This is a genomic window from Ruegeria sp. BC8 (genome assembly GCF_056535705.1).
The window spans coordinates 424201-441318 of the sequence record NZ_JBQFIV010000001.1 but is presented as its reverse complement, the minus strand read 5'-3'; the positions used below and the strand labels follow the sequence as shown (position 1 = coordinate 441318).

Annotated in this window: 18 protein-coding genes and 1 tRNA gene; 14 read left to right on the top strand and 5 right to left on the bottom strand. The window is 63.3% G+C overall.

The window, feature by feature from the left end; translation table 11 throughout:
- Positions 1–15 precede the first annotated feature (15 nt).
- From paaB to ACR3EK_RS02385, 5 genes are read left to right on the top strand one after another with little or no spacing between them, the layout of a single operon-like run.
- Positions 16–300 (top strand): 1,2-phenylacetyl-CoA epoxidase subunit PaaB, encoded by a 285-nt coding sequence (paaB, locus tag ACR3EK_RS02405; RefSeq protein ID WP_005978248.1) that lies wholly within the window; start codon positions 16–18, stop codon positions 298–300.
- On the top strand, positions 300–1061 hold the full coding sequence (gene paaC / locus ACR3EK_RS02400) for a 1,2-phenylacetyl-CoA epoxidase subunit PaaC (RefSeq protein WP_170390804.1): 762 nt from the start codon (positions 300–302) through the stop codon (positions 1059–1061). Before paaB ends, paaC begins: the two co-directional genes overlap by 1 nt.
- A 6-nt stretch (positions 1062–1067) precedes the next feature.
- On the top strand, positions 1068–1529 hold the full coding sequence (gene paaD / locus ACR3EK_RS02395; RefSeq protein ID WP_170340292.1) for a 1,2-phenylacetyl-CoA epoxidase subunit PaaD: 462 nt from the start codon (positions 1068–1070) through the stop codon (positions 1527–1529).
- A gap of 10 nt (positions 1530–1539) precedes the next feature.
- Positions 1540–2613 (top strand): 2Fe-2S iron-sulfur cluster-binding protein, encoded by a 1074-nt coding sequence (locus tag ACR3EK_RS02390; protein WP_480632583.1) that lies wholly within the window; start codon positions 1540–1542, stop codon positions 2611–2613.
- 13 nt (positions 2614–2626) lie between these two features.
- Complete coding sequence (locus tag ACR3EK_RS02385; protein WP_480632582.1) at positions 2627–3385, top strand: Phenylacetic acid catabolic protein; 759 nt, start codon at positions 2627–2629, stop codon at positions 3383–3385.
- On the opposite strand, the gene ACR3EK_RS02380 is transcribed toward ACR3EK_RS02385, so the two are convergent.
- The 5 genes from ACR3EK_RS02380 to paaG all read right to left on the bottom strand — a co-directional run bounded on the left by ACR3EK_RS02380 (position 3386) and on the right by paaG (position 6815).
- Positions 3386–3601, bottom strand: coding sequence for a hypothetical protein (locus tag ACR3EK_RS02380; protein WP_480632581.1), 216 nt, complete (start codon positions 3599–3601; stop codon positions 3386–3388). It abuts the gene before it with no gap.
- 71 nt (positions 3602–3672) lie between these two features.
- The gene (locus ACR3EK_RS02375; RefSeq protein WP_170434236.1) at positions 3673–4269 is read right to left on the bottom strand and encodes a TetR/AcrR family transcriptional regulator; all 597 of its coding nucleotides are present in this window, start codon (positions 4267–4269) and stop codon (positions 3673–3675) included.
- Between the two features lie 3 nt (positions 4270–4272).
- Positions 4273–5583: a phenylacetate--CoA ligase PaaK gene (gene paaK / locus ACR3EK_RS02370; protein WP_170420154.1), complete on the bottom strand. Its 1311-nt coding sequence runs from the start codon at positions 5581–5583 to the stop codon at positions 4273–4275.
- 15 nt (positions 5584–5598) lie between these two features.
- Complete coding sequence (paaI, locus tag ACR3EK_RS02365) at positions 5599–6027, bottom strand: hydroxyphenylacetyl-CoA thioesterase PaaI (RefSeq protein ID WP_170357010.1); 429 nt, start codon at positions 6025–6027, stop codon at positions 5599–5601.
- Positions 6028–6029: 2 nt separating this feature from the next.
- Positions 6030–6815 carry a 2-(1,2-epoxy-1,2-dihydrophenyl)acetyl-CoA isomerase PaaG gene (gene paaG, locus ACR3EK_RS02360; RefSeq protein WP_170460148.1) on the bottom strand — a complete coding sequence of 262 codons (786 nt, stop codon included), beginning with the start codon at positions 6813–6815 and terminating at the stop codon, positions 6030–6032.
- Positions 6816–6981: 166 nt separating this feature from the next.
- On the opposite strand from paaG, the gene ACR3EK_RS02355 reads away from it, so the two are divergent.
- The 9 genes from ACR3EK_RS02355 (at position 6982) to ACR3EK_RS02315 (ending at position 17083) form a co-directional block, all read left to right on the top strand.
- A complete protein-coding gene (locus tag ACR3EK_RS02355; RefSeq protein WP_480632580.1) occupies positions 6982–8001 on the top strand; it encodes a TRAP transporter substrate-binding protein in 1020 nt (339 codons plus the stop codon).
- A 56-nt stretch (positions 8002–8057) separates the two neighbouring features.
- Complete coding sequence (locus ACR3EK_RS02350; protein ID WP_170357007.1) at positions 8058–8564, top strand: TRAP transporter small permease; 507 nt, start codon at positions 8058–8060, stop codon at positions 8562–8564.
- Positions 8561–9913 carry a TRAP transporter large permease gene (locus ACR3EK_RS02345; protein WP_480632579.1) on the top strand — a complete coding sequence of 451 codons (1353 nt, stop codon included), beginning with the start codon at positions 8561–8563 and terminating at the stop codon, positions 9911–9913. Before ACR3EK_RS02350 ends, ACR3EK_RS02345 begins: the two co-directional genes overlap by 4 nt.
- A gap of 43 nt (positions 9914–9956) precedes the next feature.
- A complete protein-coding gene (gene paaZ, locus ACR3EK_RS02340; RefSeq protein ID WP_480632578.1) occupies positions 9957–11987 on the top strand; it encodes a phenylacetic acid degradation bifunctional protein PaaZ in 2031 nt (676 codons plus the stop codon).
- A gap of 51 nt (positions 11988–12038) precedes the next feature.
- Positions 12039–12839, top strand: coding sequence for a PaaX family transcriptional regulator C-terminal domain-containing protein (locus ACR3EK_RS02335; protein ID WP_480632577.1), 801 nt, complete (start codon positions 12039–12041; stop codon positions 12837–12839).
- Positions 12840–12911: 72 nt separating this feature from the next.
- Positions 12912–14393, top strand: coding sequence for a flavin-containing monooxygenase (locus ACR3EK_RS02330; protein ID WP_480632576.1), 1482 nt, complete (start codon positions 12912–12914; stop codon positions 14391–14393).
- On the top strand, positions 14390–15364 hold the full coding sequence (locus ACR3EK_RS02325) for an alpha/beta hydrolase (protein WP_170405168.1): 975 nt from the start codon (positions 14390–14392) through the stop codon (positions 15362–15364). Before ACR3EK_RS02330 ends, ACR3EK_RS02325 begins: the two co-directional genes overlap by 4 nt.
- Positions 15365–15435: 71 nt before the next feature.
- Positions 15436–15512 (top strand) — tRNA-Met (locus tag ACR3EK_RS02320).
- Between the two features lie 329 nt (positions 15513–15841).
- Positions 15842–17083, top strand: coding sequence for a metal-dependent hydrolase family protein (locus tag ACR3EK_RS02315; protein ID WP_480632575.1), 1242 nt, complete (start codon positions 15842–15844; stop codon positions 17081–17083).
- Positions 17084–17118: the final 35 nt, after the last annotated feature.

Sequence of the window (17118 nt, the reverse complement as noted above, 5' to 3'; positions counted from 1 at the left end):
ATAGGAGGACACCTGATGAAAAACGAATGGCCCCTGTGGGAAATCTTCATCCGCGGCCAGCACGGCATGAGCCATCGCCATGTCGGCTCGCTGCACGCACCCGACGCCGAAATGGCGATCAAGAACGCCCGCGACGTCTATACCCGCCGCAACGAGGGCGTCTCGATCTGGGTGGTCGAGGCCAACAACATCACCGCCAGTTCGCCCAGCGACAAGGGCCCGCTGTACGAGCCCAGCGAAAGCAAGGTCTACCGTCATCCGACCTTTTTCGACATCCCCGAAGAAGTGGGGGCGATGTGATGACCCGCGACGAGGCATTCCTGCAATTCCTGCTGCGGATGGGGGACAACACGCTGATCCTGGGCCATCGCGTCAGCGAATGGTGCGGCCATGCGCCGGTGCTGGAGGAGGACATCGCGCTGGCCAACACCGCGCTGGACCTGATCGGCCAGACGCAGATGTGGCTGGGCCTGGCCGGAGAGGTTCAGGGCGAAGGCAAGTCCGCCGATGATCTGGCCTTTCTGCGCGACGCTTGGGATTTCCGCAACGTGCTGCTGGTCGAGGTGCCCAACGGCGATTTCGGCCGCACCCTGATGCGCCAGTTCCTGTTTGATGCCTGGCACTCGATCATGCTGGGCCGGTTGCTGAAGTCGTCTGACGACCGGGTCGCGGCGATTGGCGAGAAGGCCAGCAAAGAGGTCGCCTATCACCTGGAACGGTCCAGCGACACGGTAGTCGGGCTGGGCGACGGCACCGAGGAAAGCCACAGACGCATGCAGGAGGCGCTGGATTACCTCTGGCCCTATGTGGGCGAGATGTTCGCCAGCGACGAGGTCGATGCCGAGATGGCCGCCGCGGGCATCGCCCCCGATCCGGCCAACCTGCGCGAGGAATATGACGCGCTGGTTCGGCGCGTACTGACCGAGGCCACCCTGACCGTTCCCGACAGCCGCTTTGCCCACAAGGGCGGCCGCGACGGACGCATGCATACCGAACATCTGGGCCACCTGTTGACCCAGATGCAATGGCTGCAGCGGGCCTATCCGGGCGCAACCTGGTAAAGGCAGATGAACCGCGCCAACGTAGAGCAGGTCTGGGAATGGCTCGACGCCGTGCCCGACCCCGAGATCCCCGTGATCTCGGTCGTCGATCTGGGCATCGTGCGCGATGTGACATGGGAAGGCGACACGCTGAAGGTTGCCGTGACGCCCACCTACTCGGGCTGCCCGGCGACCTCGGTCATCGCGATGGACATCGAAACCGCCCTGCGCGACCACGGCATCGACAAGATCAAGCTGGAGACCCGCATCTCTCCGGCCTGGACGACCGATTGGCTCAGCGACAAGGGGCGTGCGAAGCTGAAGGACTATGGCATCGCACCGCCCCAGCCCGCGGGCGGACCCGACCGCTGTCCGCATTGCGGCAGCACGGCAGTGGAAAAGGTCAGCCAGTTCGGCTCGACTCCGTGCAAGGCGCATTGGCGCTGCACCGACTGCCTGGAACCTTTCGACTATTTCAAGTGCATCTGAGGAGGACCGGATGGCACGTTTTCACGATCTGGAAGTCACCGACATCCACAAGACCATCCGCGACGCGGTCGTGGTCACGCTGAAACCGGTGAACGGCGCGGCCGAGGAATTCGACTTTGTCCAGGGCCAGTACCTGACCTTCCGCCGCGAATTTGACGGGGAAGAGCTGCGCCGCTCCTACTCGATCTGCGCGGGCAAGGATGACGGCGTTCTGCAGGTGGGCATCAAACGGGTCGAGGGCGGCGCCTTTTCAACCTGGGCCAACACCGAGCTGAAAGTGGGCGACAGGCTGCAGGCGATGCCGCCGATGGGGGCCTTCCACACACCGCTGGACCCGGCCGCGCATCGGCAGTACCTGGGCTTTGCCGGCGGGTCGGGCATCACGCCCGTGCTGTCGATCCTAAAGACCACGCTGGCACGCGAGCCGAATGCGCGCTTCACGCTGGTCTATGCCAACAAGGGCGTGAACACGATCATGTTCCGCGAAGAGCTGGAAGACCTGAAGAACCAGTATATGGGCCGCGTGAACGTGATCCATATCTTGGAAACCGACGCGCAGGAGATCGACCTGTTCACCGGGTTGGTGACCAAAGAGAAATGCGCCGAACTGTTCCAGCACTGGATCGACGTCGAAAACACCGACACCGCCTTCATCTGCGGCCCCGAGCCGATGATGCTGGGCATTGCCGAGGCGTTGCGCGAACACGGGCTGAATGACAGCCAGATCAAGTTCGAGCTGTTCGCCAGCGCCCAACCGGGCCGTGCCAAACGCAAGCATGGCGATGTGGCAACGGCTGCACAGGCCAACCAGACTCAGGCCCGCGTCACGCTGGACGGCGCCAGCCAGACCCTCACCATGCCCAAGGACCAGACCATTCTGGATGCGGCGCTGGAAAACGCGATGGACGCCCCCTTTGCCTGCAAGGCCGGGGTCTGTTCGACCTGCCGCTGCAAGGTGATCGAAGGCGAGGTCGAGATGGTCGCCAACCACGCGCTCGAGGACTACGAGGTCGAGAAAGGCTATGTGCTCAGCTGCCAGGCCTACCCGCTGACCGACAATGTCGTCGTCGATTACGACCAGTAAAGGGAGAGGGACCATGGCCGAAGACATGAGCATCGAAAGCTACCTGGCCGCAGGCGGCGTTCTGACCAACCCGACCAACGTGCCACCCCGATACCGGGCCGAACTGATGAAGCTGATGGCGACCTTCGTCGACAGCGAACTGGCCGGTGCGGCGGGGTTCGCCGACATCATCAACCAGGGCCCGGGCATCAAGGAACGTATCGCGGCGGCGAAGATCGTTCTGGAAAAGACCGACAATGCCGACCGCGTTCTGAAGATCATGGGCGAGTTCGGCGCGGATACAGACCGCTATGCCACGCATCACCCGTGGACCGCACGGCTGAACCGTTCCGCCGATATCGGGGCCACGCGCAGCGAACATGACATGCGCCTTGCGGTCTTCAACTATCCGATCGAAGGCTGGAACGATGCGGTGGTGATGAACCTGCTGATGAGCCGGGCCGTGGGCGTGCAACTGGCCGAGTTCGCGCTGGTGTCCTATCAGCCGCTGGCCGAGGTGTTCCGCGCTATCGCCCCGATCGAGGCGCATCACGGTGAATTGGCCCTGGAAGGCGCGGTCAAGCTGTTGGAACAGGGCGCGGCGCCGGCGATGCAGGAATCGGTCGATTACTGGTGGCCCCGGGTGGCCGCAGGTTTCGGAGCGGGCAACCCCGAGCGGATGGAAAAGCTGCGCCAGATGGGCCTGCGCCGGGCCTCGGGGGTCGAACTGAAAAACCGCTGGCTGGCCGAGGCCGCAGAGGTCGTCACGCGGCTGGGCCTGCGCACCCCGTGATCACCGCCCGCTGGGGCGGCTGATCAGGCCGTATTTCAAGGCAAGCGATCGCAGGCCGCGACGCCGTGGCCGGGCCCCCTTGCCCGTGCCCGCGTCACGCACACCTGTCTTGCGGTTGAATTCATAGACGTCGATGATGCGCTCGGCGCAGCCGCAGGCCTCGCCCATCCCGACCTTGGCGAAATAGAATTTGTCGAACCGTTCCGGTTTTTGCATGGCGCCCTCCGACCGCAAGTAAACGCCGGGACACCCGCGAAAGCCAAATCACATTGCCGGCAGGACCGGAGCTACAGCGCCTTGACGCCCGATAGGGTCAGGTTGCTGACCAGCGCGGCATAGTCCCGGCGTGCCTGCGCATCGGCCCCAGAATTCCACATGTAATACCAGTTCAGCATACCAAACACCGACATCGTGGCCGAACGCAGCTTGGCCCCGTCGCCCTGGAACACGTCGGGCGCGACATCGGACAGGATCGCGCTGAGGAAATTCACCATGTCGCGCTGATATCCGCGCAACAGGCGCTGCTGATCCTCGGGCAGAGCCGACATGCCGCTGGTCTGGACCCGGTGTTCGTCATCCACGCCCTGATAGGCCAGCAGGATCTCGGCCACCACGCGGTGCAGCTTTTCGGGCGGGCTGAGGCCTTCCATCTCGAGCCCGCAGATCAGGTCGCGCAGTTCCCGCAGATAGGTCTCGAGAATGTCGAACAAGATCGCGTCTTTGCTGTCATAATAGTGATAGATGTTGGCCTTCGAGATCCCGCATTCGCGCGCAAGCTGGGTCATCGAGGCGCGGTCGAAGCCTTCGCGGGCAAAGACCCGCGCCGCCGATTTCAGGATCTGGGCGCGTTTCTGGTCGTGATCTTTTGCAATCGTACGGGCCAAACCTCACTCCTTGTCTCGGTTGTCGACGACGCGCTTGGCCTTGCCCTGGCTGCGCTCGACATCGCCGGGGTCCCCTACAACGATCTCGGTGGAAACGCCAACGATGTCCTTGATCCGCTTGGTCAGCATCCGCGCGGCGGCGGTCTTGCTGAGCTCATCGGCCGCGTCGGGCATCGCCTCGACAAAGACGCGCATCGCGTCCATGCGGCCGGATTTGTACAGCTCGATCTGGTAATGCGCGGCAATGCCGCCGGTGGCCATGACCTGCTCCTCGATCTGGCTGGGGAAGACGTTGACCCCGCGCAGGATGATCATGTCGTCGCTGCGGCCGGTGATCTTCTCCATCCGCCGCATCGAACGTGCGGTGCCCGGCAGCAGCCGCGTCAGGTCGCGGGTGCGGTAGCGGATCATCGGCAGACCTTCCTTGGTCAGCGTGGTAAAGACCAACTCGCCCATTTCGCCGTCGGGCAGAACCTCGCCGGTCTGCGGGTCGATGATTTCGGGGTAGAAGTGGTCCTCCCAGATGACCGGGCCGTCCTTGGTTTCCACGCATTCGTTGGCGACGCCCGGCCCCATGATCTCGGACAGGCCGTAGATGTCGACGGCGTGCATGTCAAAGGCCTGCTCGACCTCATTGCGCATCGCATCCGTCCAGGGTTCGGCCCCGAACACGCCCACCGACAGCGAGCTTTCGCGCGGGTCCATCCCGACCTTGTGATACTGTTCGAGGATGTTGAGCATGTAGGACGGCGTGACCATGATGCCGTCGGGTTTGAAATCGGTGATCAGGGCCACCTGTTTCTCGGTCTGACCGCCGGACATGGGAACGACCGTGGCGCCCAGCCGCTCGATTCCGTAATGCGCGCCCAGGCCGCCGGTGAACAGGCCATAGCCATAGGCGTTGTGGATCATGTCGCCCTTGCGCAGACCGCTTGCGCGCAGGCTGCGGGCCACCAGATCGGCCCAGTTGTCGATGTCGTTCTTGGTATAGCCCACGACGGTCGGCTTGCCCGTGGTGCCGGACGAGGCATGCAGGCGAATGATCTGTTCGCGCGGAACGGCAAACAGGTCGAACGGATAGTGGTCGCGCAGATCGTTCTTGTAGGTGAAGGGGAACTTGGCCAGATCGCTCAGCGTTTGCAGATCGTCGGGATGCACCCCGGCCTCGTCGAACCGCTGCTTGTACATCGGAACGTTGTCATAGGCATGGCGCAGCGACCACTTCAGGCGGTCCAGCTGCAAGCTGCGGATTTCATCGATCGACGCGATCTCGATCGGGTCAAGATCCGCTTTGTTCGGGGTCAGATCCTTCATGATGTCCTCCTCACCTCAAGATTCTGGAAACAGAGTGCCGTTGGTCGCGCGGGAAAAGCCCCGGAACTCGGCGATCTTTTGGCCGTCCTGATTGGTCACGGTCACGTCATAGATGCCGCTGCGGCCGGTCAGGCTCTGTTCGGTCGCGCGGGCGGTCAGCCGGTCGCCCAGCCGGCCCGGCGCGACATAGCTGATCACGTTGTGCTGGGCCACAGTCGACTGGTTGCGACTGTTGCAGGCAAAGGCAAAGGCGCTGTCGGCCAGCATGAAGGTCACGCCGCCATGGCAGATCCCGTGCCCGTTGCAATGGTGCTGCTGCACAGTCAGCGCCAGCGTCGCGGTGCCCTCGTCGACCTCGACCAGTTCCATCCCCGCCCATTTCGAGGCATGGTCCTGCGCCCACATCGCGGCGGCGGCCTTTTCGGCGCGTTCTTTCGGCGTCATGCTCATTTGCCCCGAAACTCCGGGCTGCGCTTTTCCAGAAAGGCCGCGACGCCTTCGGCATAGTCGACGGATTCACCGCAGGTCTTCATGGCGTCGGCCTCGATCTCCAGATGATCGGTCAGGCTGTTGGTCGCGGCGGCCTGGATGGTCTGCTTGGTCAGACCCAGGCCCAGCGTGGGGCCGTTCGACAGGCGTTCGGCCAGCGCACGCGCCTGGGTCATCAGGTCGGCATCGGGTAGGACTTTCCAGATCAGGCCCCAGTCCTCGGCCGTCTTCGCCATCAAGGGCTCGCCGGTCAGGGCCAGCCCCTTGGCACGCGCCTCGCCCAGCAGATGCGGCAGGTGCCAGCTGCCGCCGGTATCGGGGATCAGCCCGACCTTGGCGAAGGACTGGATAAATTTCGCGGACTCGGCGGCCAGCACGATATCGCAGGCCAGCGCAAGATTGGCACCCGCGCCCGCGGCCACGCCATTGACCGCGCAGATCACCGGAAAGTTCAGCGACCGGATCAACCGCACCAGCGGCGCGTAGAAAGTACGCACCGTGTGGCCCAGATCCGGCGGGCCGTCCATTTTCGACGGGTCACGGTCGGCCAGATCCTGCCCCGCGCAAAACCCGCGTCCGGCCCCGGTCAGCAGGATCGCCCGCGCGCCCTCATCGCGCGCGCCTTCGATGGCGCGGCGCAGGGCATGGTGCATTTCCTCGGTGAAACTGTTCAGGCGATCAGGGCGGTTGAGAGTGATTTCCACATAATTTCCACGCCGCTGCGCAAGAATCGTATCGCTCATGGGCCGCTCGCTTTGCATTCGTTTCGATATTCTTCTTGCATTAACCGAACGGTTGGTCAATAAATTTCTCCGACGAAGCGCCGAATCCGGGCTTTCGGCCAGTTGATGGTTACAAAAAGGACCATTAACGCATTTGTGACTCATGTTTTGGAGGAGGAAACCAGTCATGAAACTCAACGGGATCAAAACGCTGTTGGCGACGGCTGCCTTGGCAGTGTCTGGCAGCGTGGCATTTGCGGCGGATTACACCCTGACGATTTCCAGCTGGGCGCCGCCCACCCACGGGATCAACGCCAAGATGTGGCCCAAATTCGTCGAGATGGTCGAAGAGGCCACCGACGGCAAGGTGACTGCCGAGTTGAAGCTGGGCATCGCCCCGCCCCCGGCCCAGATGGACCTGATCATGGATGGCGCGGCGGATGCGTCGATCATCTTCCACGGCTATCAGCCGGGCCGCTTCGTGACGACCAAGCTGATCGAACTGCCGGGCTATGAAGGCTCGGCCGAGGCCGCCTCAGTCGCCTATTGGCGCGCTTACGACAAATACCTGAAGGCCGCCGACGAACACCGCGGCGTCAAGGTCATTGCCCTGCACACACACGGCCCCGCCCAGCTGCACACCAGCAGCCCGGTGACCTCGATGGACCAGATCTCGGGCCTCAAGGTGCGGATCCCCGGTGGCGTCGGTGGCGACGTGGGCACGGCGCTGGGTGCGACCGGCATCCAGGTTCCGGCCCCCAAGGTCTATGAGACGTTGGCTTCGAAGGCCGCCGACGGTGTGGTCATGCCGTTCGAATCCCGCAAGGGCTTCAAGCTGACCGAAGTGGCCCCGAACGTCTATGAGATGCCGGGCGGCCTGTATCGCGGGTCGTTTGCCTTCATCATGAACGAGGAAACCTTCGCCGACCTGCCCGAGGACATCCAGAAAGCGCTGGAAGAAAACGTGTTCGGCGAACCGCTGAGCCGCGACATCGGCAAGATCTGGGACGAGATCGACGCCATCGGCCGTGAAGCGACCCAAAGCACCGAGGGCAATGCGATCCACGAAGCCGCTGCCGAGGACATGGAGAAGTTCTCGACGATCGCCGAGGACGTGCGCGCCAAGGTTATTGCCGAAGTCAACGAAGCCGGCGTCGATGCGCAAGCCGCCTATGACATGATCAAGTCGGAAATGTCCTCGAACTGATCCCTGATGCGGGGCGGCACTGGCCGCCCCCACCCAGCCCCTTCCGGAGCCACCCGATGACCCCTCTCATCCAGCTTGTACGGCGCGCCAGCGTCCTGCCGGTGATCGTCGCCTGCACGGCCCTGTTCATCCTGATGGTGATGACCTTCTGCGACGTGATCCTGCGGTCGGTCTTCAACGCGCCGATCGAGGCCGCCACTGAACTGACGCGCATCCTGATGGCGATTCTGGTGTTCTCGGTGCTGCCCATCATCTCGGTCACCAACGGGCATATCGCCGTGGACCTGACCGACGGTATCTTTCACCGCCTGCGCCTCAGCCGCCTGCGTGACGCGGTGATCTATATCCTCAGCGGCGCCATGCTATATTGGCCGGTCCAGCGCGTGTGGATTCTGGCCGAACGCGCCCGCGACTATGGTGATGTCACCGAATACCTCAGCATCCCGACATACCTCGTCGGCTGGTTCATCACTGCGTCGGTGGCGATCACCGCCGTGGTGATGATCATCACCGGACTGCTGCACCTGTTTGCCCCCAAGACCCTGACGGAATCCACTCAATGACCGCTGCCCTCATCGGATTTGCCCTTGTCCTGATCCTGGTGCTGATGCGCCTGCCCATCGTCTTTGCCATGGGGCTGGTCGGCACGTTGGGCTTTGCCTATGAACGCGGCGGCTCGATCTTTGACGAGCGCGGGCTGAAGGCCGCGATGTCGATGGTCGGCCGCCAGATCACCGATACCGCGCAGGATTACGGCCTGTCGGTCGTGCCGCTGTTCATCCTGATGGGCCTGTTCGTCAACAAGGGCGGCATGGCCCGCGAGCTTTATGCGGTTTCCAATGCCTTTCTGGGCCATATGCGCGGCGGTATCGCCATGGCCACCGTCGCGGCCTGCGGCGGGTTCTCGGCAATCTGCGGATCGTCGCTGGCCACCGCCGCGACCATGTCCAAAGTCGCGATGCCGCAGATGCGCCGTTATGGGTATTCCGACGAACTATCGACCGCCTCGATCGCGGCCGGCGGCACGCTGGGCATCCTGATCCCGCCCTCGGTCATTCTGGTCATCTACGGGCTGCTGACCGAAACCTCGATCGGCAAGCTGTTCATGGCCGGCATCATCCCCGGCATTCTGGGCATCCTGTTCTACCTGTTCGCCGTGCGCTGGACCGTCTGGCGCAACCCGGAGGCCGGCCCGGCCGGTGAACGCGCCAGCTGGGGCGAGCGCATCAGCGCGCTGGGGTCCGTTTGGGCTGTGCTGCTGCTTTTCTTCCTGGTGATCGGCGGGCTGTATGGCGTGTTCGATTTCGAACCCCTGAACCTGACCTTTTCGCCGACCGAGGCCGCAGGCATGGGCGCCGCCGGCGCCTTTCTGATCGCGCTGTTCCGTGGCGGGCTGACCGTGGGATCGACCTTCGAAGTGCTGAAGGAAACCTGCTTTACCGCCGCCGCGCTGTTCGCAGTGCTGATCGGCGCGCAGATCTTTTCGAACTTCATCAACCTGGCCGGCCTGCCCGAGGCGCTGATCGCCATGGTCACCGCCTATGACGTGGCACCCTTCGTCGTGATCCTGATGATCTTGGGTATCTACATCATCCTCGGCTGCGTGTTTGAATCCCTGTCGATGCTGCTGCTGACGGTTCCGATCTTTTTCCCGCTGGTGACCTCGCTGGGCTATGACCCGATCTGGTTCGGCATCGTCGTGGTGGTGGTCACCGAGATTTCGCTGATCACCCCGCCGGTGGGCCTGAACGTCTTCATCCTCAAGGGCGTGGTGGGCGACGTCTCGACTGGCACGATCTTTCGCGGCGTGACCCCGTTCTGGGTGGCCGACATCTTCCGCCTGGCGCTGATCGTCCTAGTTCCCGTCACCGTTCTGTACCTGCCGCAACAGATGGGCGCGCTGGGTCACTGAGCTCATTTCGCCGCGCAAGGCGGCCCCAATACAGGAGCATCTCATGTCTCTGAAACAGATTTCCAGTTTCGCCGCGGGCCAGTGGGTTGCGCCCGGCGCCGGGGCCCGCACCATCGCCTCGGCCATCACCGGCGCACCCTTCGCCACCGCCGGCAATGACACGCTGGACGTGCAGGCGATGCTGGCCCATGCCCGCGACGTGGGTGGGCCCGCCCTGCGCCGGCTGACTTTCCATGAACGCGCCAAGATGCTCAAGGCGCTGGCGCAGGCCTTGTCGGAACGCAAACAGGCGCTCTATGACCTGAGTTTTGAAACCGGCGCCACGCAGAAGGATCACCTGATCGACATCGACGGCGGCATCGGCACCATGTTCGTCTTTGCCTCGAAAGGGCGGCGCGAGATGCCCGACGGCCATGTCTATCTGGATGGCGATGTTGAGCAACTGTCGCGGAACGGCACCTTCCTGGGCCAGCATGTCTGCACCCCGCTGCAGGGCGTGGCCGTGCATATCAACGCCTTCAACTTCCCGGTCTGGGGGATGCTGGAGAAACTGGCCCCCACCCTGCTGGCCGGGGTTCCGGCGATCGTGAAACCGGCCACCAACAGCTGCTATGTCACCGAATTGGCCGTGCGGATCATGCTGGACAGCGGCATCCTGCCCGACGGCGCACTGCAGCTGGTCTCGGGCGGGCTGGGCGACATGCTGGATCACCTGACCTGTCAGGATGTGGTCAGCTTTACCGGCTCGGCCGACACCGCGATGAAGCTGCGGCAGAACCCGGTGATCGTGACCAACTCGGTGCGGTTCGTGGCCGAGCAGGATAGCCTGAACGCCTCGATCCTTGGCCCCGACGCGGTACCCGGCACGCCCGAATTCGACCTGTTCGTCAAGGAAGTCGTGCGCGAGATGACGACGAAGGCCGGGCAGAAATGCACCGCCATCCGCCGCATCATCGCCCCTGAGGCGCAGGTCGAGCCGCTGATCGCCGCGATCTCGGCTAAACTGGCGCAGACCACGATCGGCGATCCGCGGCTGGAATCCACGCGCATGGGCGCGCTGGTCTCAAACGGGCAGAAGGCCGACGTTCTGGCTAAGGCCAGCCTCATCGGGCAGGAGGCCGAACGCGTATTCGGCGACCCGGATGCCTTCGAGGTGATCGGCGCCGATGCCGAAAAAGGCGCCTTCGTGCCGCCGATGCTGTTCCACTGCGCCGATCCCGACGCCGCCCGGCACGTGCATGACACCGAGGCGTTCGGCCCGGTCTCGACCATCATGGGCTATCGCGATCTGGACCACGCCATCGCGCTGGCCAATCGCGGCCAGGGGTCGCTGGTCACCTCGCTGATCACCCATGACCCCGAGGTCGCGCGCCAGGTGGTGATGGGCGCGGCCGCCTTCAACGGGCGGATCTATATCAACGACCGCGACTCGATGCAGGAATCCACCGGCCATGGCTCGCCCCTGCCGCACATGGTCCATGGCGGCCCCGGCCGCGCCGGCGGCGGTGAAGAGATGGGCGGCGTGCGCGGCGTGAAGCACTACATGCAGCGCACAGCCCTGCAGGGCTCGCCCCGGATGCTGGCGACGATCGGCCGGAAATGGATCCCCGGCGCGCCCGAGATCCAAGGCCCCGCGCACCCCTTCACCCGCAAATTCACGGAACTGCAGATCGGCGAGACGCTGCACACGGCGCCCCGGACCATCACGCTGGACGACATCGAACATTTCGCCCATTTCACCGGCGACACATTCTATGCCCACATGAACGAGGACGCGGCGGCCAGAAACCCGTTCTTTCCGGGCCGGGTGGCGCATGGCTATCTGCTGCTGAGTTTTGCCGCCGGCCTGTTCGTCGAGCCGAACGAAGGGCCGGTGCTGGCCAATACCGGGCTGGACGGCCTGCGCTTCATGAAGCCGGTCGTGGCCGGCGACAGCATCAAAGTCCGCCTGACGGTCAAGCAAAAGACTGGCCGCACCGACGACTATGGCGAGGTGCGCTGGCACGTGACGCTGACCAATCAGGATGACGAGAAGGTCGCCGAATATGAACTGCTGACCATGAACGCCTACTGAGCGCGCGGCAAAGTGTTTTTCTTGCACAGCCGGGCCGGATAGACTGGGCGCATGACCAACGCGCATCCGTGGTTCACCCAGGCCGTAGCCGAACTGGCCGACCCGCAGAATCAGCGGGTCTGGTCGATCATCGTGTCGCTGTTCGGCGACATGGCGCAGGAGCGCGGCGCCAAGATCTCGGGCGGGGCGCTGGGCCGCATCATCGAACCGATGGGCATCAAGCCCGAGGCGATCCGCGTGGCCCTGCACCGCCTGCGCAAGGATGGCTGGATCGAAAGCGACCGGGTCGGGCGCGTTTCGATGCATTTCCTGACCGAATATGGCCGCACGCAATCGGCCCGGGTCACGCCGCGCATCTATGCGCGTGACCCTGCGCCGGATACGCCACTGCACCTGCTGATCGCCGAGGATGGCACCGGCACCCGGCTGCTGGAAGACATCCTGCTCAGCCAAGACTACACGCCGATCGGCCGCAACGCCGCGTTGGGATCGGGGGCACCGCCCGTGGACCAGGACGAACTGCTGATCCTTGAGGTCACCGCCCGCTCGGTCCCGCGCTGGGTGCATGAAAAGCTGCTCCCACCCGAATTGCGAACGGCTTGCCGGTCCCTGCACGGGGCCGTGCGCCACGTGTCCCAAGGCCGCCCGGCCAGTTGGGAGCCCACGCCCTGTCAGATCGCCACGCTGCGCACGTTGATCGTGCACCGGTGGCGGCGCGTCGTTCTGCGTCTGCCCGACCTGCCCGACGGATTCTGCCCGCCGGACTGGACCGGCCCGGCCTGTCGCGCGCAGGTATTCCGCCTGCTGGATCAACTGCCGCGCCCCCTGCCCGACGAGCTAAACCAAGACTGACCCCACGGCAGGTTTTCCTGAAACGCCGTTTGACCCTATCCTGACCTTGTACCTTTGGGAGGAGGTGCAGGCATGACCCACGACACTGACATGCTGATCGTAGGGGCCGGGTTCTCCGGGCTGATCATGGCGATCGAGGCCCGCAAACGCGGCATCCACAACATCGCGATCCTTGAAAAGGCCAACGACATCGGCGGCACATGGCGAGAGAACACTTATCCCGGCGTGGCCTGCGATGTGCCCTCGCACCTGTATTCGATGGCAACCCATCCGAACCCGGACTGGACCCGCGCCTATGCAGGCGGGGCCGAAATCTGGGACTACATGCGCCGCGTTGCGCGCGACGAAGGGCTGTACGATCTGTGCCATTTCCACACCGAACTGAAGTCGGCCCAGTGGGAAGGCACGCATTGGCGGGTCGAGACGACCGGCGGCGCGCAATGGACGGCACGGTTCCTGGTGTCGGCCATCGGCGCCCTGCACATCCCCAGCATTCCCGAGATCCCAGGAGCAGCGGGCTTTCCGGGACCGGCGTTCCACTCGGCCCAATGGGACCACACGGTGCCGCTGCAGGGCAAACGCATAGCAGTTGTCGGCACCGGCGCATCCGCCGTTCAGTTCGTGCCGGAAATCGCCAAAACCGCCGCCCATGTCACCATCTTCCAACGCAGCGCGCCTTACGTTCTGCCGCGTCCCGACGGACCGATTGCGCCCTGGGTCCGGCGCCTCTATCGCCGCATTCCGCTGCTGCCGCGCATCCGCAGGCAGTTCATCTACTGGCTGTTCGAATTCCGCCACCGCGTATTTCGCGGCGAAAAACGCGCGGTCGACTTTGCCATGAAGATGTGGCGCAAAGGGCTGGAGGACGCCGTATCCGACCCCGACATGCGCCGCATTCTGACACCGGACTATCGGATCGGATGCAAGCGCGTCCTCAGCTCGAACGACTGGTACCCGGCGCTGGCCCGCGACAATGTCACCGTGAACCCGCATGGGGTCGAGCGGATCGAAGGGACCGAGATCATCGCGACCGACGGCAGTCGGACGGCGGCCGACATTCTGATCTGGGGCACCGGTTTCCACGTGACGGACGCGGTCCAAAGGCTGGACATCCGCGGCGCGAACGGGCTGAGCCTGCAGGAGGCCTGGGCCGACGGCATGCAGGCCAATCTGGGCACCGCCATTGCCGGGTTTCCCAACTTTTTCATCCTGCTGGGGCCGCATACCGGGCTGGGCCACAACTCGGTCGTTCTGATGATCGAAGCACAAGTCGCCCATATCGGCCGGGTGCTGGAGGAGATGCGGCGCGCGGGTCTGCCCGCGATTGCTCCAAACGCTGACCGGCAGGCCGACTTCACCCGTGAAATGCAGGAGCGTCATACTGACAGTGTCTGGCAGGCCGGCGGATGCACTTCGTGGTATCAGGACGCACAGGGGCGCAATACGACGCTGTGGCCCGGCACCGTTTCGGAATTCCGCAAACGTCTGGCGAAGGCCGGGCTCGAGCATTACCATCCCGTTGATCCCGCCCAGACCAAAGGACCGCCGACATGACCACCCTGCTGACCATTGCGCTGATCATCGGTGCCGCGTTGATCCTGATGCATCTTTGGACCCGTCGCCTGACGCGGATGGGAGCCCAATCCGTGCCTCAGCCCGGGCAGATCCTGCCGATGAACGGCGGTTCGATCCACTATGTCGAACAGGGCGATCCAGAGAAGCCGACGGTGGTGATGATCCACGGGTTGACCGGCCAGTTGCAGCACTTCACCTATGCCATGACCGACCTTCTGGCCGACGACTTTCACGTCATCGCGGTTGACCGGCCCGGGTGCGCGTATTCGACCCGCGACCACGCGCGGCTGGCCACCTTGCCGGAACAGGCGCGGATGATCCACGAATTCCTCGAAGCCAAGGGCGTATCGCAGGCCATTCTGGTCGGACACTCGCTCGGGGGCGCGGTGTCGCTCGCCATGGCGCTGGACAATCCTGAACGGGTTCGGGCACTGGCCCTGCTGGCCCCGCTGACACATCGGGTACCCAGCACACCCGCCATCTTCAAGGCGTTGGAGATCCGGACCGAATGGCTGCGCAGCCTGATCGCCAACACGATCGCTGTTCCCTTGGCGAAAACCACGGCGCCGCACGTGATTGATGAGGCGTTTGCCCCGGAACCGGCCCCGAGTGATTTCCTGGACCGCGCCGGTGGCGCCTTGGGGCTGCGCCCGTCAGCCTACATCACCGGATCGCAGGATCTGGCGGGCGTGGACGCCAGCATCGACGCCCAGTCCCAGCGCTACCACGAACTGAAGGTTGGGGGCGGCATCCTGTACGGGGCCGAAGATCCGATCCTGTCACCCAGCCAGCAAGGCGCACCGATGGTGGAATACGGGCTGAGCTTTGAACAGCTCGAGAACCGCGGCCACATGATCCCCCTGACCGCGCCCGAGGCCTGCGCAGAGTTCGTCCGCCGCATGGCCAATGCTTCGCAATCGCCGTCGAAACCCGCCAACACGGCCGGATGAAGAATCCCGCATTTTCGTGGCATTTCCCTCTTGACCCTCTCCGGCCCCTCCCTTAAATCGCCTCTCACCGTGGCGGAGTAGCTCAGTTGGTTAGAGCAGCGGAATCATAATCCGCGTGTCGGGGGTTCAAGTCCCTCCTCCGCTACCACTTCCCTGAAATCCTCGAGTTTGGCCTTGGGCCGCGTCCGCTTGGCCAGTCGCGGTTATCATCGACGATGGCAATGCCCTCATGCCACCCGTCTGCATCAAGCGGATCGGACAAACGGCCTGTTCGCCCTCCTCCAATTATCAACCCGGAAGGTTTGACTTTGGATGGCCGGCCCTATCATATTCAAATCTATGATAATGATAGCCAAACCGGCACAAGCGGGAGGAACAGTGATGAAACGTCTATACCTTGGATTGGTCTGTGCCCTCAGTTTCGCTTGGCCGGCAGCGGCCTAGGATGAAAAACCACCTCAAACACTGTTCACCAACGTGCATGTCTTCGACGGTACAAGCGAACAACGCATCGAAAACGCCAGTGTTCTGGTCGAAGGGAACCTGATCAAAACGGTTTCGACCGAAGCGATCGACGCCCCAGACGCCACGGTGATCGACGGCGAGGGGCGCACGTTGACACCCGGGTTCATCGAAAACCATGCGCATCTCATGTTGATGGGGCCCAGTCTCAGCGCCATGGAAGCCAATTCGACATGGGAGGATTTCGGAATCCATGCGACGCGGATGGCCGAAATGTATCTGATGCAGGGTTTCACGACGGTCAGGGATGCAGGCGGGGCCAATGGTGGACTTCGACGGGCTATCGACTCGGGTCAGATTCCCGGGCCACGCTATTATCCGTCGGGAGCCTTTCTAAGCACGCGTGGAGGCCATGCCGACTTTGGCAACTTCACCGCACCTCCGGGGACGGACACCAATTTCAGCCGCCTGAACATGGCACAGGAAATCAGCGGCGTTGACGACGTTTACAAATTCGGACGCAACAACTTCCGGATGGGCGCGACGCAGCTCAAATTCATGCAATCGGGCGGTGTCGTTTCGGCCTTCGACCCCTGGCAATTGCTGGCCGGGTCGCCAGAAGAGATCAGAGCGGCCGTGCAGGTCGCGAATGAATATGGCAGCTATGTCATGGCGCATTCCTATCGGAAGGAAGCAATTCTGGGTGCGCTCGACGCGGGCGTGATGTCCATCGAACACGGATTTTCGTTCGACTGCGAAATCGCTGAAAAGATGAACGAAATGGGCGCGTATATCACGACCAATCTCACAGCGTTCGATCCGGGCCTTCTAGATATACCGGCGGTCAAGAACCAACCATCGAGCCTTGCCAAGGCAATCTCGGCTTCGGCGACGTTCGAGAACTACATCCCGAACATGAAGGAATGCCCGGTCAAGCGCGGGTTCCAGACAGATTGCGTGGGCACAGTCGAGGCCTGCAACATCCAGATCGCGTATGAAAAACACCTGAACAACGAATTCTTCGGTCCCTATCAATCAATGGTCACACTGACCTCGATCGGAGGCGAGATCGCCCAGTTGTCCGGCGATTTCACCAATCCCTACACCGCCGGTAAGCTTGGAGTGATCGAGGAAGGCGCTTATGCGGACATTCTGCTGATCGACGGCAACCCGCTCGAAGATTTCTCGGTCGTGGGGACAGGCATCAGTGGTTCGGCGCGGACCCGCGGCCTGACAGCCCCGAGACCATCCGCCTGATCATGAAGGATGGCGTGATCTACAAAAATACGCTC